Source organism: Roseomonas sp. FDAARGOS_362 (assembly GCF_002754815.1).
Classification (GTDB): domain Bacteria; phylum Pseudomonadota; class Alphaproteobacteria; order Acetobacterales; family Acetobacteraceae; genus Roseomonas; species Roseomonas mucosa.
On sequence record NZ_CP024588.1, the window covers coordinates 1,547,980 to 1,571,339 of the forward strand.

The 23,360-nt window shown below is 70.9% G+C and carries 25 protein-coding genes; 10 read left to right on the plus strand and 15 right to left on the minus strand.

The genetic code is table 11. From position 1 onward, the window contains the following. Nucleotides 1-5 precede the first annotated feature (5 nt). Complete coding sequence (locus CTJ15_RS12115) at nucleotides 6-740, plus strand: metal ABC transporter ATP-binding protein (RefSeq protein WP_216348985.1); 735 nt, start codon at nucleotides 6-8, stop codon at nucleotides 738-740. Nucleotides 741-788: 48 nt separating this feature from the next. Continuing rightward, the gene (locus CTJ15_RS12120; RefSeq protein ID WP_076970003.1) at nucleotides 789-1,661 is read left to right on the plus strand and encodes a metal ABC transporter permease; all 873 of its coding nucleotides are present in this window, start codon (nucleotides 789-791) and stop codon (nucleotides 1,659-1,661) included. 9 nt (nucleotides 1,662-1,670) lie between these two features. Here CTJ15_RS12120 and CTJ15_RS12125 read toward each other — a convergent pair whose 3' ends face one another. From CTJ15_RS12125 to CTJ15_RS12135, 3 genes are all read right to left on the minus strand, one after another. Continuing rightward, the gene (locus tag CTJ15_RS12125) at nucleotides 1,671-2,138 is read right to left on the minus strand and encodes an FUSC family protein (RefSeq protein WP_099781586.1); all 468 of its coding nucleotides are present in this window, start codon (nucleotides 2,136-2,138) and stop codon (nucleotides 1,671-1,673) included. Between the two features lie 25 nt (nucleotides 2,139-2,163). Continuing rightward, entirely contained in the window at nucleotides 2,164-3,891 is a 1,728-nt protein-coding gene (poxB, locus tag CTJ15_RS12130) for a ubiquinone-dependent pyruvate dehydrogenase (RefSeq protein WP_019459722.1), read from the minus strand. A 137-nt stretch (nucleotides 3,892-4,028) separates the two neighbouring features. After that, nucleotides 4,029-4,523 (minus strand): nucleoside deaminase, encoded by a 495-nt coding sequence (locus tag CTJ15_RS12135; RefSeq protein WP_314213675.1) that lies wholly within the window; start codon nucleotides 4,521-4,523, stop codon nucleotides 4,029-4,031. Between the two features lie 45 nt (nucleotides 4,524-4,568). Between CTJ15_RS12135 and CTJ15_RS12140 the strand changes: the two genes are divergently transcribed. Beyond that, complete coding sequence (locus CTJ15_RS12140; protein WP_075821470.1) at nucleotides 4,569-5,582, plus strand: LLM class flavin-dependent oxidoreductase; 1,014 nt, start codon at nucleotides 4,569-4,571, stop codon at nucleotides 5,580-5,582. A 33-nt stretch (nucleotides 5,583-5,615) separates the two neighbouring features. Here CTJ15_RS12140 and CTJ15_RS12145 read toward each other — a convergent pair whose 3' ends face one another. Together CTJ15_RS12145 and CTJ15_RS12150 are read right to left on the minus strand one after the other, a co-directional pair. Continuing rightward, complete coding sequence (locus tag CTJ15_RS12145) at nucleotides 5,616-5,882, minus strand: hypothetical protein (RefSeq protein WP_019459725.1); 267 nt, start codon at nucleotides 5,880-5,882, stop codon at nucleotides 5,616-5,618. A gap of 59 nt (nucleotides 5,883-5,941) precedes the next feature. Beyond that, nucleotides 5,942-6,235 (minus strand): hypothetical protein, encoded by a 294-nt coding sequence (locus tag CTJ15_RS12150; RefSeq protein ID WP_019459726.1) that lies wholly within the window; start codon nucleotides 6,233-6,235, stop codon nucleotides 5,942-5,944. 153 nt (nucleotides 6,236-6,388) lie between these two features. On the opposite strand from CTJ15_RS12150, the gene CTJ15_RS12155 reads away from it, so the two are divergent. The 4 genes from CTJ15_RS12155 (at nucleotide 6,389) to CTJ15_RS12170 (ending at nucleotide 9,877) form a co-directional block, all read left to right on the plus strand. Further along, on the plus strand, nucleotides 6,389-8,125 hold the full coding sequence (locus tag CTJ15_RS12155) for an L-lactate permease (RefSeq protein WP_019459727.1): 1,737 nt from the start codon (nucleotides 6,389-6,391) through the stop codon (nucleotides 8,123-8,125). 152 nt (nucleotides 8,126-8,277) lie between these two features. After that, complete coding sequence (locus CTJ15_RS12160; RefSeq protein WP_075821471.1) at nucleotides 8,278-8,898, plus strand: chromate transporter; 621 nt, start codon at nucleotides 8,278-8,280, stop codon at nucleotides 8,896-8,898. A gap of 5 nt (nucleotides 8,899-8,903) precedes the next feature. After that, nucleotides 8,904-9,431 (plus strand): chromate transporter, encoded by a 528-nt coding sequence (locus CTJ15_RS12165; RefSeq protein WP_019459729.1) that lies wholly within the window; start codon nucleotides 8,904-8,906, stop codon nucleotides 9,429-9,431. A 71-nt stretch (nucleotides 9,432-9,502) separates the two neighbouring features. Next, the gene (locus CTJ15_RS12170) at nucleotides 9,503-9,877 is read left to right on the plus strand and encodes a PRC-barrel domain-containing protein (RefSeq protein ID WP_075821472.1); all 375 of its coding nucleotides are present in this window, start codon (nucleotides 9,503-9,505) and stop codon (nucleotides 9,875-9,877) included. Between the two features lie 25 nt (nucleotides 9,878-9,902). Here the strand turns inward: CTJ15_RS12170 and cysE are convergent, their stop codons facing one another. Further along, entirely contained in the window at nucleotides 9,903-10,754 is an 852-nt protein-coding gene (cysE, locus tag CTJ15_RS12175; protein ID WP_019459731.1) for a serine O-acetyltransferase, read from the minus strand. A 140-nt stretch (nucleotides 10,755-10,894) separates the two neighbouring features. Continuing rightward, nucleotides 10,895-11,641, minus strand: coding sequence for a GntR family transcriptional regulator (locus tag CTJ15_RS12180; protein ID WP_019459732.1), 747 nt, complete (start codon nucleotides 11,639-11,641; stop codon nucleotides 10,895-10,897). Nucleotides 11,642-12,174: 533 nt separating this feature from the next. On the opposite strand from CTJ15_RS12180, the gene CTJ15_RS25035 reads away from it, so the two are divergent. Further along, nucleotides 12,175-12,297 (plus strand): hypothetical protein, encoded by a 123-nt coding sequence (locus tag CTJ15_RS25035; protein WP_255414133.1) that lies wholly within the window; start codon nucleotides 12,175-12,177, stop codon nucleotides 12,295-12,297. Nucleotides 12,298-12,358: 61 nt separating this feature from the next. Here CTJ15_RS25035 and CTJ15_RS12185 read toward each other — a convergent pair whose 3' ends face one another. The 8 genes from CTJ15_RS12185 to CTJ15_RS12220 all read right to left on the minus strand — a co-directional run bounded on the left by CTJ15_RS12185 (nucleotide 12,359) and on the right by CTJ15_RS12220 (nucleotide 20,771). Continuing rightward, on the minus strand, nucleotides 12,359-13,183 hold the full coding sequence (locus CTJ15_RS12185) for a transglutaminase family protein (RefSeq protein ID WP_019459733.1): 825 nt from the start codon (nucleotides 13,181-13,183) through the stop codon (nucleotides 12,359-12,361). Between the two features lie 263 nt (nucleotides 13,184-13,446). After that, nucleotides 13,447-14,388 (minus strand): sterol desaturase family protein, encoded by a 942-nt coding sequence (locus CTJ15_RS12190; RefSeq protein WP_075821473.1) that lies wholly within the window; start codon nucleotides 14,386-14,388, stop codon nucleotides 13,447-13,449. Nucleotides 14,389-14,446: 58 nt separating this feature from the next. Next, nucleotides 14,447-15,763 carry a CitMHS family transporter gene (locus CTJ15_RS12195; protein WP_075821474.1) on the minus strand — a complete coding sequence of 439 codons (1,317 nt, stop codon included), beginning with the start codon at nucleotides 15,761-15,763 and terminating at the stop codon, nucleotides 14,447-14,449. Nucleotides 15,764-15,929: 166 nt separating this feature from the next. Beyond that, nucleotides 15,930-16,694, minus strand: a complete 765-nt coding sequence (locus CTJ15_RS12200; RefSeq protein ID WP_076970012.1) for a polysaccharide deacetylase family protein — start codon at nucleotides 16,692-16,694, stop codon at nucleotides 15,930-15,932. A gap of 19 nt (nucleotides 16,695-16,713) precedes the next feature. Next, nucleotides 16,714-17,721, minus strand: a complete 1,008-nt coding sequence (locus tag CTJ15_RS12205; RefSeq protein WP_075823132.1) for a YncE family protein — start codon at nucleotides 17,719-17,721, stop codon at nucleotides 16,714-16,716. Nucleotides 17,722-17,868: 147 nt separating this feature from the next. Then, nucleotides 17,869-18,303 carry a peptide-methionine (R)-S-oxide reductase MsrB gene (gene msrB / locus CTJ15_RS12210; RefSeq protein ID WP_026032963.1) on the minus strand — a complete coding sequence of 145 codons (435 nt, stop codon included), beginning with the start codon at nucleotides 18,301-18,303 and terminating at the stop codon, nucleotides 17,869-17,871. Further along, nucleotides 18,300-18,872: a peptide-methionine (S)-S-oxide reductase MsrA gene (msrA, locus tag CTJ15_RS12215; protein ID WP_019459739.1), complete on the minus strand. Its 573-nt coding sequence runs from the start codon at nucleotides 18,870-18,872 to the stop codon at nucleotides 18,300-18,302. The genes msrB and msrA overlap by 4 nt, the downstream gene beginning before the upstream one ends. A 156-nt stretch (nucleotides 18,873-19,028) precedes the next feature. Continuing rightward, entirely contained in the window at nucleotides 19,029-20,771 is a 1,743-nt protein-coding gene (locus tag CTJ15_RS12220; RefSeq protein ID WP_075823134.1) for an EAL domain-containing protein, read from the minus strand. Nucleotides 20,772-21,065: 294 nt separating this feature from the next. On the opposite strand from CTJ15_RS12220, the gene CTJ15_RS12225 reads away from it, so the two are divergent. Further along, nucleotides 21,066-22,169 (plus strand): serine hydrolase, encoded by a 1,104-nt coding sequence (locus CTJ15_RS12225; RefSeq protein ID WP_076970001.1) that lies wholly within the window; start codon nucleotides 21,066-21,068, stop codon nucleotides 22,167-22,169. Between the two features lie 11 nt (nucleotides 22,170-22,180). After that, nucleotides 22,181-23,218, plus strand: a complete 1,038-nt coding sequence (locus tag CTJ15_RS12230) for a dipeptidase (protein ID WP_019459742.1) — start codon at nucleotides 22,181-22,183, stop codon at nucleotides 23,216-23,218. Nucleotides 23,219-23,360: the final 142 nt, after the last annotated feature.

Here is a 23,360-nt window from a genome sequence, read left to right on the forward strand (position 1 = left end):
GCGCCATGGGCGGCATCCGCCTCCGCGACCTGACGGTGGCGCATGAGCGCCGCCCGGCGGTGCACCATGTGAACGGCCTCTTTCCGCAGGGCAGCCTGACCGCCGTGGTCGGGCCGAACGGTGCCGGCAAGACGACCCTGCTGCGCGCCATCGCCGGCCTGCACAACCCCAGCGAGGGCAAGGTGGAGCGCAACTGCGGCCGCATCGCCCTGCTGCCGCAGATGACCTCGCTGGACCGTTCCTTTCCGATCACCTGCCTCGACGTCGCGATGCTGGGGCACTGGCCGCGCCTGGGCGCCCTGCGCGGCGCCTCCGCCGCCGACCGCGACCGGGCTGCCGAGGCCCTGGCGGCGGTCGGGCTGGATGGCTTCGGCCGGCGCCCGGTGGGCAGCCTTTCCGCCGGGCAGTTCCAGCGCCTGCTCTTTGCCCGGCTGCTGGTCGAGGACGCGCCGGCGATCCTGCTCGACGAGCCTTTCAACGCCGTGGATGCCCGCACCGCCGCGGACCTGCTGCGGCTGGTCCGGGACTGGCACGGCCAGGGGCGCACCGTTCTCGCGGTGCTGCACGACATGGAGCTGGTGCGCCGGGAGTTCCCCGACTGCCTGCTCCTGGCGCGGGAGGCCGTGGCCTGGGGGCCGACCGAAACGGTGCTGACCGCGCAGAACCGCCTGCGCGCCCGGATGATGGCGGAAGGCTGGGACGAGGATGCCGAGGCCTGCGACCGTCCCGTCGCGGCCTGAGCCCATGTCTGTTTCCGCCACGTCGCCGGCCGGGGCCCCGTTCCTGGCATGAGCGCCCATGACCTGCTCTTCTCGCCCTTCATCGAATTCGGCTTCCTGCGCCGGGCGCTGATCGGCTGCCTGGCGCTCAGCCTCGCCGCGCCGCCACTCGGCGTCTTCCTGATGCTGCGTCGGATGAGCCTGTCCGCCGACGTGCTGGCGCACGGCATCCTGCCTGGCGTGGCGGCGGGCTTCTGGGTCGCCGGCCTTTCCGTCACCGCCATGTCCCTGGGCGGGCTGGTGGCGGGGCTGGGCGTGGCGCTCGGGGCCGGGGCGCTGTCCCGCGCTACGGGCGGGCGCGAGGATGCGACGCTGGCCGCGCTCTATCTCCTGGCGCTCGCCCTGGGCGTTGCCATGGTGTCCGTACGCGGCGGGGCGATGGACCTCACCCACCTGCTCTTCGGCAGCGTGCTGGGCGTGGACGACGACGCGCTCCTGATGATGGCGGGGGTCTCCACCCTCACCCTCCTGGTCCTGGCCCCCGCCTGGCGGCCGCTGGTTCTGGAATGCTTCGATCCCCAGTTCGCCGCCGCGCAGAGGGCGCATGGCGGGGCCTGGCACATGCTCTTTCTGGCCCTGGTGGTGCTGAACGTGCTGGCGGCCTTCCAGGCGCTCGGCACGCTGATGGCGGTGGGGCTGATGATGCTGCCCGCCGTCGCCTCCCGCCACTGGTCGCGGCAGATCGGTGGGCTGGCCCGCGCCTCGGCGTTGCTGGCGGCCATCGCCTCCACGGCGGGGCTGCTGCTGTCCTATCACCTCGACGTCCCGACCGGCCCGGCCATCGTGCTGGTGGCGGGCGGGCTCTGGGCCGTCTCGGTGATCGCAGGGCCGGTGGACGGGCTGCTGGCCCGGCTGCTGCGGCGGCGCCATCTGGCGGGATAGCCCCCGGCCTCAGCCGCCCGGGGCACCACCGCCCTTTTCCCGGGACGGAGAGCGGCCGAGGGCGACCAACGAGCGGAATTCCAGTGCCGCGATGGCGGTGGCGATGCAGGCGCCAAGCGTCACTTCCAGGAACCGCGCGAGGCCGCTGGCCAGAATGCTCATCTCCGGCGGATGGCCGAGCAGGGTGATCGCGGCGGTCCAGAGGCAGACCCGCCATGCCGGCCAGACGGAAGCCAGCAGAGAGGCGAGACCGGTCGCCACCCCCAGCACCAGCAGGGGCGGCGCGCCGAGGGGGTGGAGCAGCAGATGCACCGCCATCGCGATGGCCACGCCCAGCGCGGTGCCGATCAGCCGGCCACGGAAGCTGCGCAGCGTATCGGGCAGCCGGTCCTGTGCCACCACCAGCGCCGAGACCGGCGTCCAGACCGGCTGCGGCAGGGCCAGCGCCGCCCGGAACAGAGGCGGCCAGGGCAGCATCACCCCCCGTCCCGGGCTGCGCGGCTCAGAGCCGCAGGTTGCTGCGGGCGAGGTCCAGGATCTCGTTGCCGCGTCCGCTCATCACCGCCTTCAGCGCGAAAAGGCCGAAGCCCTTCATCTGCTCCGCGGTGATCTTCGGCGGGATGGCGAGTTCCTGCCGGTTGCTCACCACGTCCAGCAGCGCGGGCCCTTCCTCCGCCAGCACGTCCCGTACCGCCGCCTCCAGCTCGCCCGGGTCGGTGACGCGGCGGGCGGGGATGCCGCAGGCCCGCGCCATGGCGGCGAAGTCCGGGTTCTCCAGCGCCACGCCGGTCTCCAGCAGCCCGGCAGCCTTCATCTCCAGCTCCACGAAGCCCAGCGTGCCGTTGTTCAGCACCACCACCTTGGCCGGCAGCTTCTGCTGCCGCAGGGTCAGCAGGTCGCCCATCAGCATGGTGAAGCCGCCATCGCCGGAGAAGGAGATGACCTGCCGCCCGGGAAAGGCGCATTGCGCGCCGATCGCCTGCGGCAGGGCATTGGCCATGGAGCCATGCACCCAGGAGCCGATCAGGCGGCGCCGCCCGTTCATCTTCAGGTAGCGCGCCGCCCAGACCGTGGGCGTGCCGACATCGGCGGTGAAGATGGCATTCTCCGCCGCCTGCTCGCTCAGCACGCGGGCCAGGTGCTGCGGATGGATCACCCCCTCGCCCGGCCGGCCTTGCGCGAGCGCGTCCAGCCCCTCCCGCGCCTTGCGATAGTGCGCGAGGCAGCTATCGAGGTAGCGGCGGTCCTGCTTCTCCACCAGCCGGGGCAGCAGCGCCGCGATGGTGGTGCCGACATCGCCGACCAGCCCCAGGTCCAGCCGCGTGCGACGACCCAGATTCTCCGGACGGATATCGACCTGGGCGATTTTCGCCTCCTGCGGATAGAACTGCCGGTACGGGAAATCCGTACCCAGCATCAGCAGCGCCTCGCAGTTCTCCATGGCGTGGTAGCCTGAGGAGAAGCCGATCAGCCCGGTCATGCCGACATCGTAGGGATTGTCGTATTCCACGAACTCCTTGCCGCCGAGCGCGTGGACGATGGGCGATTTCAGCACCTCCGCCAGTTGCAGCAGGGCGCCATGCGCATCGCGGCAGCCGCGCCCGCAGAGCAGCGTGACCTTGGAGGCGCCGTTCAGCATCTCGGCCAGCGCCTCCAGCGGCCCTTCCGCCGGGCGGACCACCGGTGCCATGGGCAGCAGCGCCGTGGTCGTGGCGGGGGCAATGGCGGGCTTCATCGCCACGTCGCCCGGGATCACCACCACGGCCACGCCGCGCTGCCCCACCGCCGCGCGGATGGCATTGTCCAGCACGCGCGGCATCTGCTCGGGGCTGGAGACCATCTCGCAATAGACGCTGCATTCGCGGAACAGGTTTTCCGGATGGGTTTCCTGGAAATAGCCGGAGCCGATCTCGGCGCTCGGGATATGCGCGGCGATGGCCAGCACCGGCACGCGAGTGCGGTTGCAGTCGAAGAGGCCGTTGATCAGGTGCAGGTTGCCCGGCCCGCAGGAGCCGGCGCAGACCGCTAGCGTGCCCGTCAGTTGCGCCTCGGCCCCGGCGGCGAAGGCGGCGGCCTCCTCGTGCCGCACATGCACCCAGTCGATCCCGCCGCGCTGGCGCAGCGACTCGGTGATCGCGTTCAGGCTGTCGCCCACCACCCCGTAGATCCGCCGGACGCCGATGCCCTGCAGCGTCTCGGCAAAAAGATCGGCCACGCTCGCATTCGCCATGGTGTCGCTCCCAGTGCTGTCAATCGGCAGGACAACATCCCAGGTCAGCCAGGATATTCATCTGGAAGAGTCGATTCGGCGCTGCCAGTCGCCGGGCGCAGCCCTCGGCATCGCCGTTGCCGTCCCGCCGTCCCGGATCAGTAGGGCACCTTGTCCGCCTTCGCGGCCCAGGCCCGGAAGGTGGTGATCGCCTCCTCCGCCATGAAGCGCCGCAGGGGCAGGCGACGTTCCCCGATTGGACGCGCCACCTCGTCATAGATCGCGGCGTCGTCGAAGCCGATGACGGCGGCATCGGCGCGGCCATTGCCATAGGCGATCTCGCCGATCCGCGCCCACCAGGTGGCGGAAAGGCACATCGGGCAGGGCTCGCAGCTCGTGTAGAGGACGGCCCCGCTCAGGTCGTGCGTGCCCAGGCGGCGGCAGGCGTCGCGGATGGCCGTGACCTCGGCATGGGCGGTCGGGTCGCCATCCGGCACCACCCGGTTCGCCCCCTCTCCCACGATCCGGCCGTTCTTCACGATGACGGCGCCAAAGGGACCGCCGCCCGTCTCGATGTTCTCGCGCGACAGGGCGATGGCCCGGCGCATGGCCTGTTCGGGCGTGACGGACCCGGGACTGGTTGTATCGGGCAAGGCTGCATCCTTTCGCATCGGGCGTTTCCGCCCCATTTCTTCCGCATGAAGCCCGCGCTTTCCATCCTCGACCAGTCCCCCGTGCTCGCCGGGCACACGCCCGCGGAGGCCATTCCCGATACGCTGGAGCTCGCCAGGCTGGCGGACCGGCTGGGCTATACCCGCTACTGGCTCTCGGAGCACCACAACAGCGAGGCCCTGGCGGGCTCGGCGCCGGAGATCCTGGTCTCGGCCATCGCCGCCACCACGCGGCGCATCCGGGTCGGGCCGGCGGGGATCATGCTGCCGCACTATAGCGCGCTGAAGGTGGCGGAGCAGTTCCGTGTCCTGTCGGCCATCGCGCCGGGGCGGATCGACCTGGGGCTGGGCCGCGCCCCGGGCTCGGACGGGCGCACCGCCTATGCGCTGAACCCGCTGAACGCCCGGCAGACGGAGGACCATTTCCCGCAGCAGCTCACCGACCTGCTGGGCTGGCTGGGGGACGGTCTGGCGGCGAACCATCCCTTCGCCAGCATCCAGGCGCAGCCGCAGGGGACGCCGCCGCCCGAGGTCTGGATGCTGGGCAGCAGCAACTATGGCGCCCAGGTCGCGGCCTATCTCGGCCTGCCCTACTGCTTCGCCTACTTCTTCTCGGACGGGCGCGGCGCCGCCGAGGCACTGGAGACCTATCACAGCGGCTTCCGGCCCGGCGTGCTGCCGGCGCCGCACGCGGCGATCTGCGTCTTCGCCGTGGCGGCGGAGACGGAGGAGGAGGCGCGGCGCCTGTTCCGCTCCCGCGAGTTGCAGCGCACGCTGCGGGAGCGCGCCGGCTTCGTTCCCCTGCCCCCGCCGGAGGAGGCCGAGGGCTTCGCCTATGACGAGGCCGAGCTGCGGCGCATCGAGCGGCTGCGGGAGCATTCGGCCGTCGGCACGGGGGAGCAGGTCTGGGGGAAGCTGTGCCGCATGGCGGCGGAGTTCCGCTGCGCCGAGGTGGCGGTCGTCACCGCCTGCCACGATCCCATGACGCGCCGCCGGTCCTACGAGCTCCTGGCGCGGGCGGCGGGGCTGCCGGAAGGCTGATGGCGCGGAAGCCCTGCCTTGGTGGGGCGGAGGCTAGCGGAAGGCGTCCGGGCGCACCCGGTGCAGGCGCCGGGGCCGCCTTGGGCGCAACACCAGGAAGGCGAAGGCCAGGGTCGGGACGGAGAGGATCGGCAGCAGGCCGAACCAGGTGCCGAATCGGCGCGGCAGCAGCAGGTAGGCCAGCACCACCACCCCGGCCACCAGGGCGTTCAGCAGCACGGAGCCCGCCCAGCACCAGCGTGCGAGACGGAGGCGCGCGGCCTGTTCCGCGTCCTCCGCCCTGCCCTGGGTGAAGGGCATGCCGTCGGAGCGGACCTCGTAGAGCCGCGCGGGATCGGGACGGAAGGAGGGTGGCGCCGTCAGCGCCGCATCACCACGAAGGCCGGACGACCGTAGCGGCGGGCTTGCCGCATCTTCCACCACAGCGTGACGAAGGCCACCAGCCCCGCCACCACAACCACGGGGATCAGCAGGCCCAGCACCACGAAGGCCAGGGCGGCCATGGTCAGGCCGATGGCGACCACCGCCACCAGGGCGGCGGCCCCACCCACGCGCAGCAACACGCGTTCGAGCATGCCGGGCGGCTTCGGGGTGCGGAAATCCCCCTCGGGCGTCATGTCGAGCAGGGGCGGACGACGCGATTCCTCGTTCATGGCATGGATGTCGCCCCGCGCCCCCCAAGGTTCAAGTCTCGAAACGTATCTGGCTGTCCCACGGCCCAACTGGTGCATCATGCGGTGCCGGACACCGATTCGTCGGGGTCCCAACGACAGCGCGGAAAGCACCATCCAGGGAAACCAACAAGAATGCCGTGGAACCAGTCCTACGATCCCTTCGGGTCGATCCTCCTGTCCGCCCTGGTGGCGGCCATCCCCGTCGCCACCATGCTGATCGCCCTGGCCTTCCTGAAGATCCAGGCCCACTGGGCGGCGATCTCGGCCCTGGTGGTGGCCTTCGTCGTCGCCGTCTTCGTCTTCGGCATGCCCGTGGGTATCGCCGGGCGCGCCACGTTGCTGGGGATCATGTCCGGCCTCTTCCCGATCGGCTGGATCGTGCTGAACATCATCTTCCTCTACCGGCTGACGGTGGCGAACGGCTCCTTCGAGATCCTTCAGCGCTCCATCGGCGGCATCACCGAGGACCGGCGGCTCCAACTGCTGCTGATCGCCTTTGCCTTCGGCGCCTTCTTCGAGGGCGCGGCCGGCTTCGGCACGCCGGTCGCCGTGACCGCGGCGCTGCTGATCGGCCTGGGCTTCTCGCCGCTCGCCGCCTCGGGCCTGTCGCTGATCGCCAACACCGCCCCCGTGGCCTTCGGCGCGCTGGGCACGCCGGTGATCGCGCTCGCCGGGGTCACCGGGCTCGATGTCTATACGCTCTCGGCGATGATCGGGCGGCAGCTGCCCTTCTTCTCGCTGCTGGTGCCCTTCTGGCTGATCTGGGCCTTCGCCGGCTGGCGCGGGATGCTGGAGGTCTGGCCCGCCATCCTGGTGACCGGCGTCTCCTTCGCCGTGCCGCAGTTCCTGGTCGCCAACTACCACGGCCCCTACCTGGTGGACGTGATCGCGGCACTGGTCTCGATGGGCTGCCTGATCGGCTTCATGCGCGTCTGGCGGCCGCGCCGGATCTGGAAGGACCCCTCGCTGCGCGGCCGGGACGATTCGGTGGCCGCCGGGGAAGGGCTGCGCGGCGCCGCGATGGCCCGCACCGGTCATGGGGCCGAGATGGTGGATGCGCCGCCCGTGGCCCGCATGTCGGGCGGCGGGGCGGCCGTGGCGGACCAGGGGGCGCTGCTGCGGGCCTGGATGCCCTGGCTGATCCTGACGGTCTTCGTCTTCCTCTGGGGGCTGGAAGGCACGCGGGGCCTGCTCAACGGCATCTGGTCGGCCAGCCTGCCGATCGAGGGGCTGCACCGCATGGTGGTCAAGGTGCCGCCGGTGGTGGCAGCGCCGGTGCCGGAGGGCGCCGTCTTCGCCTTCGGCGTGCTGTCCATGACCGGCACGGGAATCCTCGCGGCCGCGGTGCTGGGCGGACTGCTGATGGGCTTCTCGCCCCTCGCCCTGATCCGCGAATACGGGGCCACGATCTGGCGGGTCCGCTACTCGCTGATCACCATCGCCGCCATGCTGGGGCTGGGCTACCTCACCCGCTACTCGGGGCTGGACGCCACGATGGGCCTGGCCTTCGCCAATACGGGGATGCTCTATCCCCTTTTCGGCACGCTGCTGGGCTGGCTGGGCGTGGCGCTGACCGGCTCCGACACCGCCTCCAACGTGCTGTTCGGCGGGTTGCAGCGGATCACCGCGGAGCAGCTCGGGCTTTCGCCAGTGCTGATGGCCTCCGCCAACTCCTCGGGCGGCGTGATGGGCAAGATGATCGACGCGCAGAGCATCGTGGTCGCCTCCACCGCCACGAACTGGTTCGGGCATGAGGGCGACATCCTGCGCTACGTCTTCTTTCATTCCATCGCCCTGGCGGTGCTGGTCGGCCTGCTGGTGACGCTGCAGGCCTATGTGCCGCCCTTCACGGGGATGGTGCTGCATTAGGGCCGGACGGTTCCCGGCACCGGGGCGGTTCTCCCAAAGGGAGCCGCCCCGCCACGGGGCCATTTTCCTTTCTCTCCTTCATCCGCCGGTATCTTGCCGCCCATCCGTGCCGGACGCAGGCTTGCCGCCACGAGGGTGGGGAAACGGATCGCATGGCGGGTTTCGCGGAGGTCACGCCGGCCGGTGGCGAGCGGCCTTCCCTGCCTCCGGAAAGCGCGCCGGCTTCTCCGGCCCCGCCAGGCCTCCGCGAGATCTTCCTGGCCTTCGCCAAGATCGGCCTGACCAGCTTCGGCGGCGGCCTCAGCGGCTGGATGATGCGGGAGTTCGTGCAGAACCGCCGCTGGCTGGACGAGCGCGAATTCCTCAGCGGGCTGGCGCTGTCGCAGGCCTTTCCCGGCATCAACACGGTCAATCTCTCGATCTGGATCGGCTACCGCCTCCGGGGCGGCCGGGGCGCGCTGGCCGGGGCGGGCGGCATGGTGGTGCCGGCGATGCTGGTGGCCATCGCGGCCGCCGCGCTGTTCCGGCACCTGTCGCAGAACCCGGCCATCCACGCGATGATGCCCGGCGTGGCCGCGGCGGCGATCGGCCTCTCGCTCCAGACCGGGCTGCGCGCCGGGCGGAATGCCGCCCGCTCCCCGGTCCCGGCGCTGATCCTGGCCGCGAGCTTCGCCGGGATCGCGCTGCTGCGCCTGCCGCTGCTCTACGTCGTGCTGGCCCTCGCCCCTGTCAGCATCGCCTGGGCCACGCACGGCCTGCGGCGCGGGAGCTGAACGAGGTGCCGGAGAACCCGCTCCTCCGCCTGCTGCTGGTCTTCGTGCCGCTTTCCTTCCTGTCGGTTGGCGGCGGCCAGAGCGTGGTGGCGGACATCCACCGCCAGTCGGTCGATGTCTATGGCTGGATGACGGATGCCCGCTTCCTGGACCTCTACGCCCTGTCGCGCCTGACGCCCGGTCCCGGCTCGCTCCTGGTCACGCTGGTGGGCTGGGAGGTCGCGGGCTGGGCGGGGGCGCTTGTCGCCTCCTTCGCGATCTTCGTGCCCTCCTCGCTGCTGGTCTATGCCCTGGCGATGGTCTGGGCGCGGAACCGCGGCGCCCGCTGGCAGATCGCGGTGGAGCGGGGCCTGGCGCCGGTGGCCGCCGGCATGGTGCTGGCCGCCTCCTATACCCTGCTCTCCGCCGCCGAAGGGGGCGTGCTGGCCTGGGCGGTGGCGGGTCTCTCGGCGCTGATGCTGGTGCTGACGCGGATGAGCCCGCTCTGGCTGCTGGCGGCGGGCGCGCTGGTCTTCCTGGTACTGCGGCCGTGAAGCGGCCGCCGGGCAACCCGGCTTCACCGGCGCGCGTTTCCTCGCCTCATGTCACCGGGAGACGGAACAAGATGCGCACCTTCCTGCTGGCTTCAGCCGCCGCGGCCTTTCTGGCCATCCCCGCCCCCTCGCCCGCCCTGGCCCAGGGCAGCCCCGCCATGCAGCGCATCGAACCGTCGCACCTGCTGGCGAACCGGCTTATTGATCGCGACGTCTATACCACTGACCGGGTCGAGGTCGGCGAAGTGGAGGATCTGGTGATCGACCCGTCCACCGGCCGCATCGTCACCGTGGTGATCGAAGTGGAGCGCGACCTGGGGCTGAACACGAAATACGTTGCCGTACCGCTGGACAGGCTGAGCATCGCCGCCGGGGAACGGCGCGTGACGCTGAACATGACCAAGGCGGAACTCTCCGGCCTGCCGGCCATCGACTACCACGACTGACGGCGGCTCCGGCGCGCCGGACGGCTCAGATGGAGTAGTCCGGCTGCAGCGTCTGGTCCATGGTCAGGCCGGGGAAGGTGGTGTTCCGCCCCACCGGCTTGGCCGGCGCCCCGGCCACGGTGGTGTAGGGCGCCACCGGATGCAGCACCACGGAGCCGGCACCGACCTTGGCGCCCTCCCCGATCTCGATGTTGCCGAGGATCTTGGCGCCGGCGCCGATCAGCACGCCGCGGCGCACCTTGGGATGACGGTCGCCATGGTGCTTGCCGGTGCCACCCAACGTCACGCCCTGCAACAGCGACACGTCATCCTCCACCACCGCCGTTTCCCCGATCACCACGCCCGTCCCGTGGTCGAGCAGGATGCCCTTGCCCATGCGCGCCGCCGGATGGATGTCCACGGCGAAGACCTCGGCGCTGCGGCTCTGCATGTAGAGCGCCAGGTGCTGCCGCCCGGCCAGCCAGAGCCAATGCGCCACGCGCTGCGCCTGGAGGGCGAGATAGCCCTTGAAGTGCAGGAAGGGCGTCAGCAGGTCCGGGCAGGCCGGGTCGCGGTCGCGCACCGCCAGCAGGTCGGTGGAAGCCGCAGCGACAATGGCGGCATCGGCGACAAAGGCCTCGCAGGCCAGTCCCGCCAGGGCGGTCGCATCCAGTTCGGCATCGGCGAGCTTGCGCGCGATCCGGTGCCCCAGGGCCTGCGGAAAGGAGGAATGGCGCAGCACCGCGACAGCCATGGGCTGCGCCAGGATCGGGTCGCTCGCCGCCGCGCCGCTCGCATCGCGGCAGAGGCGCGACCAGAGATCCAGGGCCGGCGCATCCGGCCCGGGGGCGATACGGGACGGGGGTTCGGTCCGCAGCACAACGCAGTTGGATCGCATGGCGGGGGTACTCGTGGCCATTGGAAGACTAACAGATGGAACGCGGGTGCAGCGGTGCCAGCCCCGGCACGGCGCAGGCGGCTCCGGAAACGGCTGCCCGCCCCGGACCGCCGGCGGAGGCGCCACCGGCCGCGGCGGCCCTATTCCATCACCGAGACATAGCGGTGCCGGGCGGTGTTCAGCCAGGAGGTCCGCCGTTCCACCATGCGGCCGCCCGCATCCAAGGTCCGGCGCTCCATGATCAGCACGGGCGCGCCGGCGGGCATCTCCAGCACGGCGGCGACCTCGGGCGAGGCCCCATCGGCGCTCAGTAGCTCCTCCGACCGCACCACCGTCACGCCGTAGCGCTTCTGGTAGACGACATAGAGCTCATCCATCGGCTCCCGCCCCGCAGGGACGGAAAAATCCGGGAAGACGGCGGCGGGCATGCTGGTCTCGTCCAGCATGAAGGGAACGCCGTCCTTGGCGCGCAGCCGCCGGACCCGGTGCAGCAGCGCATCGGCGGGCAGGTGCATGGCAGCGCGCTCCTCTTCCGTGGCGGGCGTGGTCACCAGGGACAGAGCGGTGGAGGTCGGCTCGACCTGCCGGCCCTGCAGGTCGCGGACCGGAAAGAAATGGAACCGCGCCCGCTCGCTGGTCTGACGGGCGACGAAGGTGCCCTTGCCCTGGCGCCGCTCGATCAGGTGGCGTCGCTCCAGCGCGTCCAGCGCCTTGCGGACCGTCCCATGCGAGACGCCGAGCTCCTGTGCCAGTTCGGGCTCCGAAGGAAGCGCATGGCCCGGCTGCCACTCACCGGCGGCGATTCGGGCGTTCAGGATCGACTCCACCTGCGCGTAGAGGGGCCGCGCGTCGGGACGGCCATCGGAAGAGGGCGGAAAGTCGCTCACTGCGTCTCCAACTCGAATCATCGCATCGGTTGCTCGGAGCCTATGTATGTAGCACGCTTCGTGCCGCAATGCGCCGCATGACCCGGGACGGGCTCAGGACAGCCCTCCCGGCGTCCGATTGGACACGCCCCTCGGCGCAAAAAAGTTTCGTAACGACACAGAAAAAATCATCACAGCATCTTGTATAAGACATTAGAGACTGTATGATCAGCGTCATCGGTAACCGGAAACGGGCCGAGTTTAGGGATAGGAAACACAGGGGACGGCGCTGGGTCCTGATGAGCGCGGACCGGGGGTGGACATGCGGCCTTGCCGTGTCCCCGGCCGGACGGTTCTCGGACTCAGCGTCGTCACCCATAATTCCACTCCCGCCGATTTCCGGCCCGGCTTGCATCTCCGGCCTATCTGCGGTTTCCGATGGCCTACCTGTTCGTTCGCGGTATGAACCCGCGCTTCCAGGCCGTGCCATCCCGTAGCTATCTGCTCTAGCCTGTCCGTCCCACAGCGACCGGGGACTCCAGATGCGTGCTCTCGTGCTTGCCTTGATCCTGCTGCTGCCCTGCCTCGCCAGCGCGCAGACTGCCTCGCCACCGCCGCCGCCGGACTCGCGGGACTGCGGCTGCGGCTCGCCCGACAAGCCGGGCGGGCCGCGCTGAACCGACCCGGCGGACGGCCCGGCGCAGGCACAGGGGGTCACACCGCCCCGGCGGGATGGCGCTACCCCCCCGGGACCTCTTCCGTGATCACGTCGAACTGCGCCAGCCAGGCAGTGCCGAAGGAGGTGGAGATCGCCACGTCCGTCGCATCCCTCCCCCGCGCCATCAGGATGCGCCCGATGCGCGGCTTGTTATGGCGGGCGTCGAAGGTGTGCCAGCGGCCGCTGAGATAGACCTCGAACCAGGCCGAGAAATCCATCGGGTCCGGCACCGGCGGCACGCCGATATCGCCCAGATAGCCGGTCACGTAGCGGGCGGGGATGTTCATGCAGCGGCACAGGGTCACCGCCAGATGCGTGAAGTCCCGGCAGACGCCCTGCCTTTCTTCATGCGCCTCCCAGGCCGTCTTGGTGGCGCGGGCGTACTGGTAGCCGAACTGGATGCGCTGGTGCGCGTAGTCCACGATCGCCTGCACGCGCTCCCACCCCGGCCGGGTCTGGCCGAAGAGCGACCAGGCGAGGTTGGAGAGCTTGTCCGTCTCGCAATAGCGGCTGCCGAGCAGGAAGACGAGGACCTCGTCCGGCAGCTCGTCCACCGGGTGCTGCACGGCATCCGGCACGACCGGATCATGCAGGCCGCTGTCCTGCACCAGGAAATCCGCCGAGATGGTCAGCCGTCCCGGTGGCGCGACGATGCGGGTGACGACGTTGTTGAACCCGTCCCGGTACATGCGCCAGGGCACGGCCTGCCCGCTGGTGGAATGGAACTGCACGGCGACCGGGGAACGCAGGTCCGGCTCGCGGTCCGGCACCACGTTGATCAGCAGCAGCATCGGGGTCGCGGAAGGGCATTCGAAGGCAAGGTTGTAGCCGGCACGGATCAGCATGGGCGTGTCGTCTCCCGCGGCGTGGCGGCCGCATCTCGATGGGTCCGTAACAAGACAGGCAATCCCCGGGCCAGGATCGCCCCGGCCCCCGCCGGGATGGCGAGAGCCGCGGGCGGCCGTGCCTTTGGAGGAGTCGCGCCGCCGCGAGCCGGTGCGATGACGCAGCAAGCGTCATCGTGACGGAATGGTTGCAGCCCCCTTTCGTCGCGGCACGCCCCCAGGGGTGGCGCGGACAGGTTTCCAGCGACCGCCGGGCCCGCGCCTCAGCCACGCAGGGCGCGCCAGAAACGGCGGGTGCCGTCCACCTGGTGCCGCCACCAGCCACCCTGCGCGAAGCCGGGCGGCGCATCTGGGTCCCCGGTGACGGGGAAATGATCGCGCCGCCAGTCCGCCGTGCCGAAGATCCAGTCCCAGACCGGAAAGAGCACAGCGAAGTTGCGCCCCGCCTCACCTGCCGCGAGCACCCCGTGGTGCAGCCGGTGGAAGCGTGGCGAGACCACCAGCCGCTCCCCGAGGGGCCCGAAGGACATCCGGATATTGGCGTGCGACATGGCCTCGGCGAGCCGCAGGATCAGCAAGGCCAGCGGGAACTGTTCCGGCGGAATGCCGATCAGAAGCGCGATGCCGCCGACCCAGGCCGCGCCGATCAGGTCGTCGATGACGTGGTTGCGGTCATCGGTCCAGAAGGTCATCTGCGTCTGCGCGTGATGGATCGCGTGCAGCGCCCACCACCAGGGTAGGGCATGCTGCAGCCGGTGGCGCCAGTACTCGCCGAAATCCAGCACCACGACATAGAGCAGGAAGGTCAGCACCGGCCATTCGCGCAGCGGCGGGAACAGCACCTCCAGCGAGGGCGAGACATAGCCCGCTTCCGCCAGCCAGCCGCTGATCCGGGATTCGACGCCCGTGAACAGGGCGAAGGCGATGAGAGGCAGGATGCCCAGCCGCGCCAGCAGCGTATAGACGACATCGGTGCGGATGGCGCGGCGGTCGTGGCGCGGCTCCACCGGCTGCCAGGCCTCCAGCGGCCGGCAGACGAGATAGACCACGGCCACCTGCAGCAGGCCCAGCAGCAGGAAGCCCGCCCAGCGATAGGCCTCCTCCTCCCACCCCATCAGCCCCGCCGCATAGAGGCCGGGCTGCAGGATCATGGCAAAGAACCAGCCGGTGGCGCCATCCAGCGCATCGGTCAGCGTATCGAGCATGGCGCGAGCGTAACGCCACCGTATCGGGAAGACCATGCGGGATGGCCCTCCCATCCGGTCAGAGAAGCGGGATCGCCCCCGTCAGGGCGCCGATCAGCAGCATCACCAGGGCGCTGGCCGAGGCCCAGCCCAGGGTGAAGCGCTGGTGCCGGCCGAATTCCACCCCGGCCAGGGACACCAGCAGGTAGGTGGAAGGCACCAGCGGGCTCAGCAGGTGCACCTGCTGCCCCACCAGCGAGGCGCGGCCGATGGCTTCCGCCGTGTGGCCGTAGATCCGCCCCGCTTCCGCCAGGATGGGCACCACGCCGAAGTAGAAGGCATCGTTGGAGATGAAGAAGGTGAAGGGCAGGCTCGCCACCGCCGTCACCAGCGGCAGGAACTGGCCGGCGCCTTCGGGGATCAGCGCCACCACGTTCTTGGCCATCGCCTCCACCATCCCGGTGCCGGACAGCACGCCGGTGAAGACGCCGGCCGCGAAGATCAGCGACACCACCGCCAGCACGTTCGGCGCATGGGAGGCGATGCGGGCCTTCTGCTGCTCCAGCGTCGGGTAGTTCACCAGCATGGCAATGGCGAAGGCCACCATGAAGAGCAGCGGCGCCGGCGCCAGCCCGGCGATCAGGCAGGCCATGAGCACCGCCGTCAGCGCCGCGTTGAAGGGCAGCAGCTTCGGCCGGCGGTGATCCTCGCCGCCATCCGTGTCCACGAAGCCGCCCAGCGGGGATTCGACGTGGTCCAGATCCCGCAGCGACAGGACGCCGACCCGCGCCCGCTCCCGCCGCCCCAGGAACCAGGCGGTGAAGACCACCCAGAGCGCGCAGGCGAGCAGCGAGGGCAGCAGCGGCACGAAGAGCGCATTCGGATCGACATGCAGCGCCGAGGCGGCGCGCGCCGTCGGCCCACCCCAGGGCGCCACATTGGTCACGCCCGCCGCCATGATGATCACGCAGGGGGCAATCAGCGGGTCCAGCTTCAGCCGCCGGTGCAGTGGCAGCATGGCGGAGCAGGTGATGATGTAGGTCGTGGAGCCGTCGCCATCGAGCGAGACCACCAGGGCCAGGATGGCGGTGCCCACCACGATGCGGACCGGGTCGCCCTTCACCGCCCTCAGCACCAGCCGCACCACCGGGTCGAACAGCCCGGCATCGATCATCACCCCGAAATACAGGATGGCGAAGAGCAGCAGCACGCCGGTCGGCGCCAAGGTGCGGATGCCGTCCAGCGACATCTTGCCGAGGTCGCCCCCGAAGCCCGCCAGGGCGCCGAAGGCCAGCGGCACCAGGATCAGCGCGATCAGGGCCGAGACCCGGCCGCTCATGACCAGCACCATGAAGACGACGATCATGGCATAGGCCAGCAAGGTAACGCTCAACATGCCGCGGCACCGCCCCCTCTTGTCTTTGGCGGCCCCTCATAGCGGCAGAAGAGAACATGTCCAGGGCATGAATTGGTCTTCATCGCCCGGTTGTTCGACAATCCCGCTCACGAAGCGGTTTTGTCAGTTTCGCGTCAGGAAAATGCCGGATCTTGCCGTGCCGCCCTCAGTTCTTTCCCGTGACTGGCAAGGTCTCGAAGCAGAACCCCTTTTCCTGGAGGCCGGCGATCAGCGGCTCCAGCACCCCGGCGAAAGGCTCCCGCCGCGACCGCACGCCCCAGTGCATCAGCATCACCTCGCCCTCGCGCACGGAACCCAGGGCGCGTGCCAGCAGCGCGGCGTTCGGGGTCCGGTCGCTGTCCAGCTCGTCGCCCAGGAAGCCGTTGGCGCTCCATCCCTGGTGCCGCAGCCCGCATTGCCGCGCGAGGGCCAGGGCATTGGGCGTGGTGCGCCCGCCGGGCGCGCGCCAGAGCGGCAGCACCACCGCCTCCGGCACCATCTGGCGCAGCCGCTCGACCGGGCGGCGCAGCTCTTCGCAGAGCGCGGGGCCGTCCAGCACCGTGCTGCCGCCATCCCGCTGGCGGGAGGCGTAGCGCACTTTCCCCGGGGCGGGGTCGCCGGTGAAGTACCAGTGCCGCCAGGTGTGGCTGGCGAAGACATGCCCCTCCGCCGCCCGGGCGCGCCAGAAGCCCGCCCATTCCGGGCCCAGGGTCCGGTCGCCGCGGAAGGTCGGCTCGTCCGCCACGAAGAGCGTGGCCCGCACCCCGCGGCGCCGCAGCACCGCCGCGATCTGCTCGGCCTCCCGCGACCAGCCCGTGTCGATGGTCAGATAGACCGTGCCGCGGCAGGCGGGAGGCTGCGCCGCCGGCTGGGCAAGGGCCGGAAACGCGGCCAGGAGGGCCAGGCAACCGGCCAGGAACGGGCGCGCCATGCCGCGCATCATGCCGGCCTCAGCGCGGCTGCGGCAGGGTGGCGCGGGCATCCTGCGCCAGGGCCGGATCGGCGGCGCGGTAGAGGATGCCGTGCGGCGAACGGCCGACGCGCACCGTCTGCATCTCCCCCGTGGCCGGATCGAGGATGCCAACCTTGGCCACCCAGCGCAGGGTGGCCCAGAGTCGGCCCTGCGGGTCGAAGGTGATGTCGTCCGGCCCGCCCGGCGTCTCGTAGACCCGCTTCACCGACAGGTCCTTCGGGTCCAGCGCGGTGATGCGGCTGTCCACGCGGCTGGTGACATAGATCACGCTGTTGTCGGGGGACGGAAAGATCTGGTGCGCGCCGCGCCCGACCGTGATGCGGCGTTCCACCGCATGGGTCCCGGGGTCCACCACCGAGATGAAGTCCTGCCCCATGGCGCCCACCAAGAGCTTGCCGTCATGCCAGTGGATGCCGGCGGGATCGCGCCCGACCTCCTGGGTCCAGGCAACCTCGCGGCGATCCAGGTCCACGGCGGCGATGCTGCGCTCCCCCTGCAGGGTGACATAGGCGAAGCGGCTGTCGGGGCTGTAGGCCAGGTGGCTGGGCATGTCGCCCACCCGCAGCCGCCCCTGCAGGCTCAGCGCCTGACCGTCCCAGCCATAGATGTCCACCTGGTCGCGGCGCAGGCTGGTCACCACCAGCCGCTTCCCGTCCGGCGTGAAGGCGAGGTGGTAGGGATTGCTGATCCGTTCCCGCCGCAGCACCGCCCCGGTCGCGGGGTCGAGGAAGAGCATCTCGTTGCCGCCGGAATCCCCGACCAGGATCTGGCTGCGGTCCGGCGTCAGGGTCAGGTGGTGGACCTCCCGCAACACCGGGATGCGGCGGATCTCCTCGTGGCTGCGCCCGTCCAGGAGCTGGATGTTCGCCTCGCCGGAATTCAGCACGAAGACGAGGTCCGCCGAGGAGGCCCGCGCCGCCTGCGGCAGCAGGGCGGACAGCAGGGCAAGCCCGGTCAGGCCGCCGGCCAGGCTCTTGAAGCGCATGGGACCTTGTCCTCCCCCGGGGGATTGCCGGTGCCGGGGAGGGATCTGCGCTCCCCCCTGGCCGATGCGCCGACACTAGCACAGGATGGCGCGGCGCGAGAGGTTGCGAGGCGGAGGACAGCCCCCGCCACGCGCCGCGATGGGCGGTCAGCCCGCCGGCTGATCCGGCGCCGGCTCGAAGCGCAGCGCCACGCCGTTCATGCAGAAGCGCATCCCGGTCGGCGGCGGGCCGTCCGGGAAGACATGGCCGAGATGGCCGTGGCAGCTCGCGCAATGCACCTCGGTCCGCACCATGCCATGGGCGCGGTCGGTCGTGGTGGCCACCGCGCCCTCGACGGGCCGGAAGAAGGAGGGCCAGCCCGTGCCGCTCTCGAACTTCGTCACGGAGTCGAAAAGCGGCGCGCCGCAGCCGGCGCAATGATAGGTGCCCGCCCGCTTCTCGCCGTTCAGGGGCGAGGAGCCGGGGCGTTCCGTGCCGTGCTCGCGCAGCACGCGATAGGCCTGGGGCAGGAGGCAGTGGCGCCACTCCTCCTCCGAACGGCGGGCCGCCTCCTGGTCCATCACCTGATCCTTTCCACTCATGCCGCGCGCTCCTTCAGCCGGTGGGCGAAGCTCTTGCGGAACTTCGCCACCTTCGGGGCGATCACCGCCCGGCAATAGCCCGACCAGGGGGTGCGGGCGAAATAGTCCTGGTGCTCCGCCTCGGCGGGCCAGAATTCCGGCGCGGGGGCGAGCTCCGTGACCAGTGGCGCCGGGTAGAGGCCGGCCTCGGCCACCTCCGCCATCACCTTCCGCGCCACGCGCTCCTGCTCGGGCGACGTGGCGAAGATGACGCTGCGGTACTGCGGCCCGACATCGGCACCCTGGCGATCCCTGGTTGTGGGATCGTGGATGGTGAAGAAGACGCGCAGGATATCGGCGTAGGAGATGACGGCGGGGTCGAAATCGACTTTCACGACCTCGGCATGGCCGGTCCGCTTGCCGCAGACCTGCTCGTAGGTCGGATGCGGGACCACGCCGCCGGCATAGCCGGAAACGACGGAGGCGACGCCCTCCAGGTTGCGGTAGACGGCGTCGAGGCACCAGAAACAGCCACCGCCGAGGATGGCCGTCTCAAGGGTTCGGGAGACGGGATCGGTCATGCCGCCCATGTGGGGTGAGCCCGGGCCTCTGCCAATGCCGTGCGGGAGCCGCCAGGGGGATGCCCCCCGGGATCAGCCAACGGGGATCAGCCAACGCGGATCAGCCAACGCGGATCAGCCAACGCGGATCAGCCGATCGGGGTCGGCCATCGGGCACCGCGGGCCTCAGTCGGGACGGCCTCCCGGCTCTCCGCCCTGCGGACTGGGAAGCTGTCCCGGGCGGCCGAAGTGGAAGCCCTGGCCGAAGCTCACGCCCAGTTCCCGCATCAACCCGGCCTCGGCCTCGGTCTCGATCCGCTCCGCCACCACCGAGGCACCCAGGGAGTGCGACAGTTCCACGATCGCCGTCACGAAGCTGCGGTCGCGCGCACTGCGCAGCGCGCCCTGGACATAGGCACCGTCCAGCTTCACGAAATCGACCTGCAAGGCGCGCAGGTAGCGGAAGGCGGCGGCCCCCGCGCCGAAGTCGTCGAGGCAGACCGCCACCCAGCGGTCGCGCAGGAACTGCACGCTGCGGATGGCCTCGTCCTCGTCGCCGATCTGCGCCGTCTCGGTAATCTCCACCAGCAGCCGCTCCGCCAGGTGCGGCCAGGCATCGAGCAGGCTTTCCAGCTTCCGCCGGAAGGCCGCGCTTTGCAGCGACAGGCCGGACAGGTTGACGGCGATGCGCGGCGCGGCCGGCCGCTGCGCCACCTGGGCGACGCTGTGCAGCACCGCCCAGTCCAGCTCCTCGGCCAGGCCGATGGCCTCGGCGAAGGTCACGAACTCCTGCGGACCCTTCAGCGGCAGGTCCTGGATGGGGCGGGGGCGGAGCAGGGCCTCGTAGTGGTGCACGCGGCCATCCTGCAGGCCGACGATGGGCTGGTAGGCCATGTGGAAGCGCCGCTCCGCCAGGGCACGCCGCATCGCCTCGCTGCGCAGGGTGGCGGAGGCGAGGAAGCCCTCCAGCCCCTGGTCGAAGCCCCAGTCGCTCAGCCCCTCCTGCCCCTCCTGCGCGAAGGCGCTCAGCGCGTGGCGCAGCGCGCGCGTGGCCTGGACCGCGTTGAGCCCGGGCGCCGTCAGCGGCATGTCGAGCGCGCGCAGCCGTGCCTCGCGGCCGCCCCGGGCCAGTGCGGCCTCCACCCTGGCCGCCAGCCTCGCGAGATCCGTCATGCCACCCTTCAGGCCGAACTCCGCCTGCTCCCCGGACAGTCCCTCATCGCCGGCGGCGCCGGCCCGGCCCCGGCCCGTCTCGTCGCGTTCCGGTCCGCCCTCCCTCGCGGGGGCGGGCATCCCGCCGCCGGACACGATCCCGTAGCGCCCCGGGGCGAGCCTCCCGGCCACGCCGTCGCCATCGTCGGCGGCCAGCATCGCCTCGCGGATCTGCTTCAGGATGTCGCTCCCGTTCTCGTCGAGTTCGAGAAAGCCCATGGAGGAGGCCGCCTCCCCTTCCCGCAGGCGCTGCTCCGCGGCCCGGGCCAAAGCATCCGGCCCCAGCTCGGTCTCCCCGGACAGGTCCGGCAGCCCTTCCGGCACGGCCGAGAGGCAGAGGCAGAACCGCAAACCCTGGCGGTGCGCGAAAGGCAGGCCGGAAAGCAGCATCGGCCGCCGGTCGCGGGTGCGCAGGCGGAACAGCATGGGGGGAACGCGCTTCTGCGCGCCCAGCAGCATGAGCGCGTCCTCCAGCCGCTCCCGCTCCTCGGGCGCCAGGAGGCGGCGGAGGGGGGCGCCGAGGAAGGTGTCCGGCGGCTGCCCGAAGCGCTGCTCGAAGCTGCCGGCGGCATAGGTGATGGTGCCGTCGGGGCGGATCTCCACCAGCAGTTCCGCCGCGGCGAGGGCGAAGGTCACGTAGCGCTCGTGGCGATCGGCCTGGTCATGCTCCACCTCCGGCACCGTCCCGGCTCCGGGCTGGCTGCCTGGAAAGGTCATGGGTTGCCTCCCGCCCGCCGGGCCCTTGCAGCCAGGAAGAAGTGGCGTGGAGGCACCGGCCGGGCCGTGCGGCCGCCCTCCGGAAGAAAGCGTCGCATGTCCCGGTGATCCTGACTTGTCTGCGCGGCGGTCTGTCTGCGGCAAGGGTCCATCCCGGACAGCAAAGCGCCAAACGGTTGAAAAACCCTGAGCCCGGCGGGCGAACGGGCAAAAAATCCGGCGCCCCCGCCGACCATGGCCTTTCCCGCGCCCGGGGTCTTCCCCAAAGCGGCGATCGGGCGGAGGCTGCCGGCAATGATCTTCCCACCGCCACACCCCGCCGCCCTGCCCGAGGGCGCGGCCGAGACCCTGGGCTTCGACCCCGCCCGACTCGCCGAGGCGACCGCCTGGGCGCGAGCGCAGGAAAGCCCCTTCCCCCGCGACCTGCCAGCCTATCTCGCCTCCGGCCATTTCGAGCCACCGCCGGGCAACGAGATCCTGGGCCCGGTCGAGCCGCGCGGCGCGCCGAATGGGCTGATCCTTCGCCATGGCCGCGTCGCCGCCCGCTGGGGCGACACGCGGCAGGCGGACCGGACCTTCAGCGTCGCCAAGTCCTGCCTTTCCATGCTGGCGGGCATCGCCGTGCTGGACGGGCTGATCGGCGACCTGGACGAGCCGGTCTCGGCCGGCGTCTCCGACCCTGCCTTCGCCGGCCCGCGCAACGGCGCCGCCACCTGGCGCATGCTGCTGACCCAGACCAGCGAGTGGGAAGGCACGCTGCACGGCAAGTCCGACGTGCTGGACCGTGGCCGCGACCTGCAGCGCGAGGGCAAGGCACCCAAGGGCTGGGAGCGGCCGCTGGAACCGCCCGGCTCCCACTGGGAATACAACGACGTCCGGGTGAACGCCCTGTCCCTGGCCCTGATGCTGCGCTTCGGCCGGCCGCTGCCGGAGGTCTGGGCGGAGCGGATCATGCACCCGGTCGGCGGCAGCGGGGACTGGTCCTGGGACGGTTACCGCACCGCCTCCGTCACCCTGCCCAATGGGCGCACGGCGCTTTCCGTCCCCGGCGGTACGCATTGGGGTGGCGGCCTCCGCACCCATGCGGAGGACCAGGCGCGACTGGGGCTGCTGATGCTGGCAGGCGGGATCTGGGAGGGCCGGCGCATCTTGCCGCCCGGCTGGGTGGCGGCCAGTGGCACCCCCTGCCCGCTGCACGAGGATTACGGCCTGCTGTGGTGGCTGAACCGCTCCGGCCGCTTCCCGGAGGCCGATCGGGAAAGCCTCTTCGCCCAGGGCGCGGGCGGCAACGTCATCTGGGTCGAGCCGGCGACGCGCATCGTCGCGGTGTTCCGCTGGCTCGACCCCGCCGCCCTGCCCGGGATCATCGCGCGCATCAGCCGCGCCCGCACCATCTGAACGGGACTGCCATGGACGCCCCCATCACCCGCCCCGCCGAAGCGGAAATCGCCGCCCTGCATGCGTCGCTGCCAACGCTGGACACGCATGTGGACATCCCCTGGCCGGACATGCCCGACCCGCATGGCGAGACGCCGCGGCAGGTGGACTTCCCCAAGATGCGGGCCGGCGGGCTGAAGGGCGTGGTCTTCATCGCCTATACGCCACAGGGCCCGCGCACACCGGAAGGCCATGCCGCCGCCGGGGAGCGTGCCGAGGCCATGCTGCGCGCCATCCGCGCCACGGCGGATGCGGAGCACCGCCTCGTCACCACGCCGGACGAGCTGGCGGAAGCGCAGGCCGAGGGCGCCTTCGCCGTGCTGCTGGGCGTGGAGAACGGCAATGCCATGGGGCACGACCTGTCGCGGCTGAAGCTGTGGCGCGATCTCGGCGCCTGCTACGTCACCGTCACGCATGACGGGCACAACGACCTTTCCGATGCCGCCCGGCCCCGGCCCGACCTTGGGGACGGCCCCGCCTTGCATGGCGGGCTGAGCGAGCTGGGCCGGCAGGCGGTGCGGGAGATGAACCGGCTCGGGCTGATGGTGGACATGTCGCACATCGCCCGCAGCAGCTTCTTTCAGGCGGCGGAAATCTCGAAGGCGCCGGTGCTTGCCACCCATACCTGCTGCGCCGCCCTGCGTGCGCACCCGCGCAACCTGGACGACGAGCAGCTCGACATGCTGAAGCAGGTCGGCGGCCTCGCGCAGATCACCGCCGTCCCGGCCTTCCTGCGGGCGCCGGATGCGGATGGCCGGTTCCGCGCCTCCGTGGCCGACATGGCGGACCATGTGGACCATGCGGTGCGCCGCATCGGCATCGGGCATGTCGGGCTGTCCAGCGACTTCGACGGCGGTGGCGGGGTGGAGGGCTGGCGCCATGCCGGCGAGACCCTGGGCCTGACCGCCGAACTGGCGCGCCGCGGCTATGATCGGATGGCGCTGGAACTGCTCTGGTCCGGCAATTTCCTGCGGGTCTGGCGCGCCGCGCTGGCGGTTGCGGAGGCCTAGCGGAAGCCTCCTGGCAGGGATGCCGGGCGCCGGACTCGCGCAAGCAAATGCGACAACGCGGGACCGGCGTTTCGCGCAATTGTGGATTGTTGGAAACTCATAGGTTCATGAACCCTGGGTAGCGGTTTTTTCTTCGTCATCG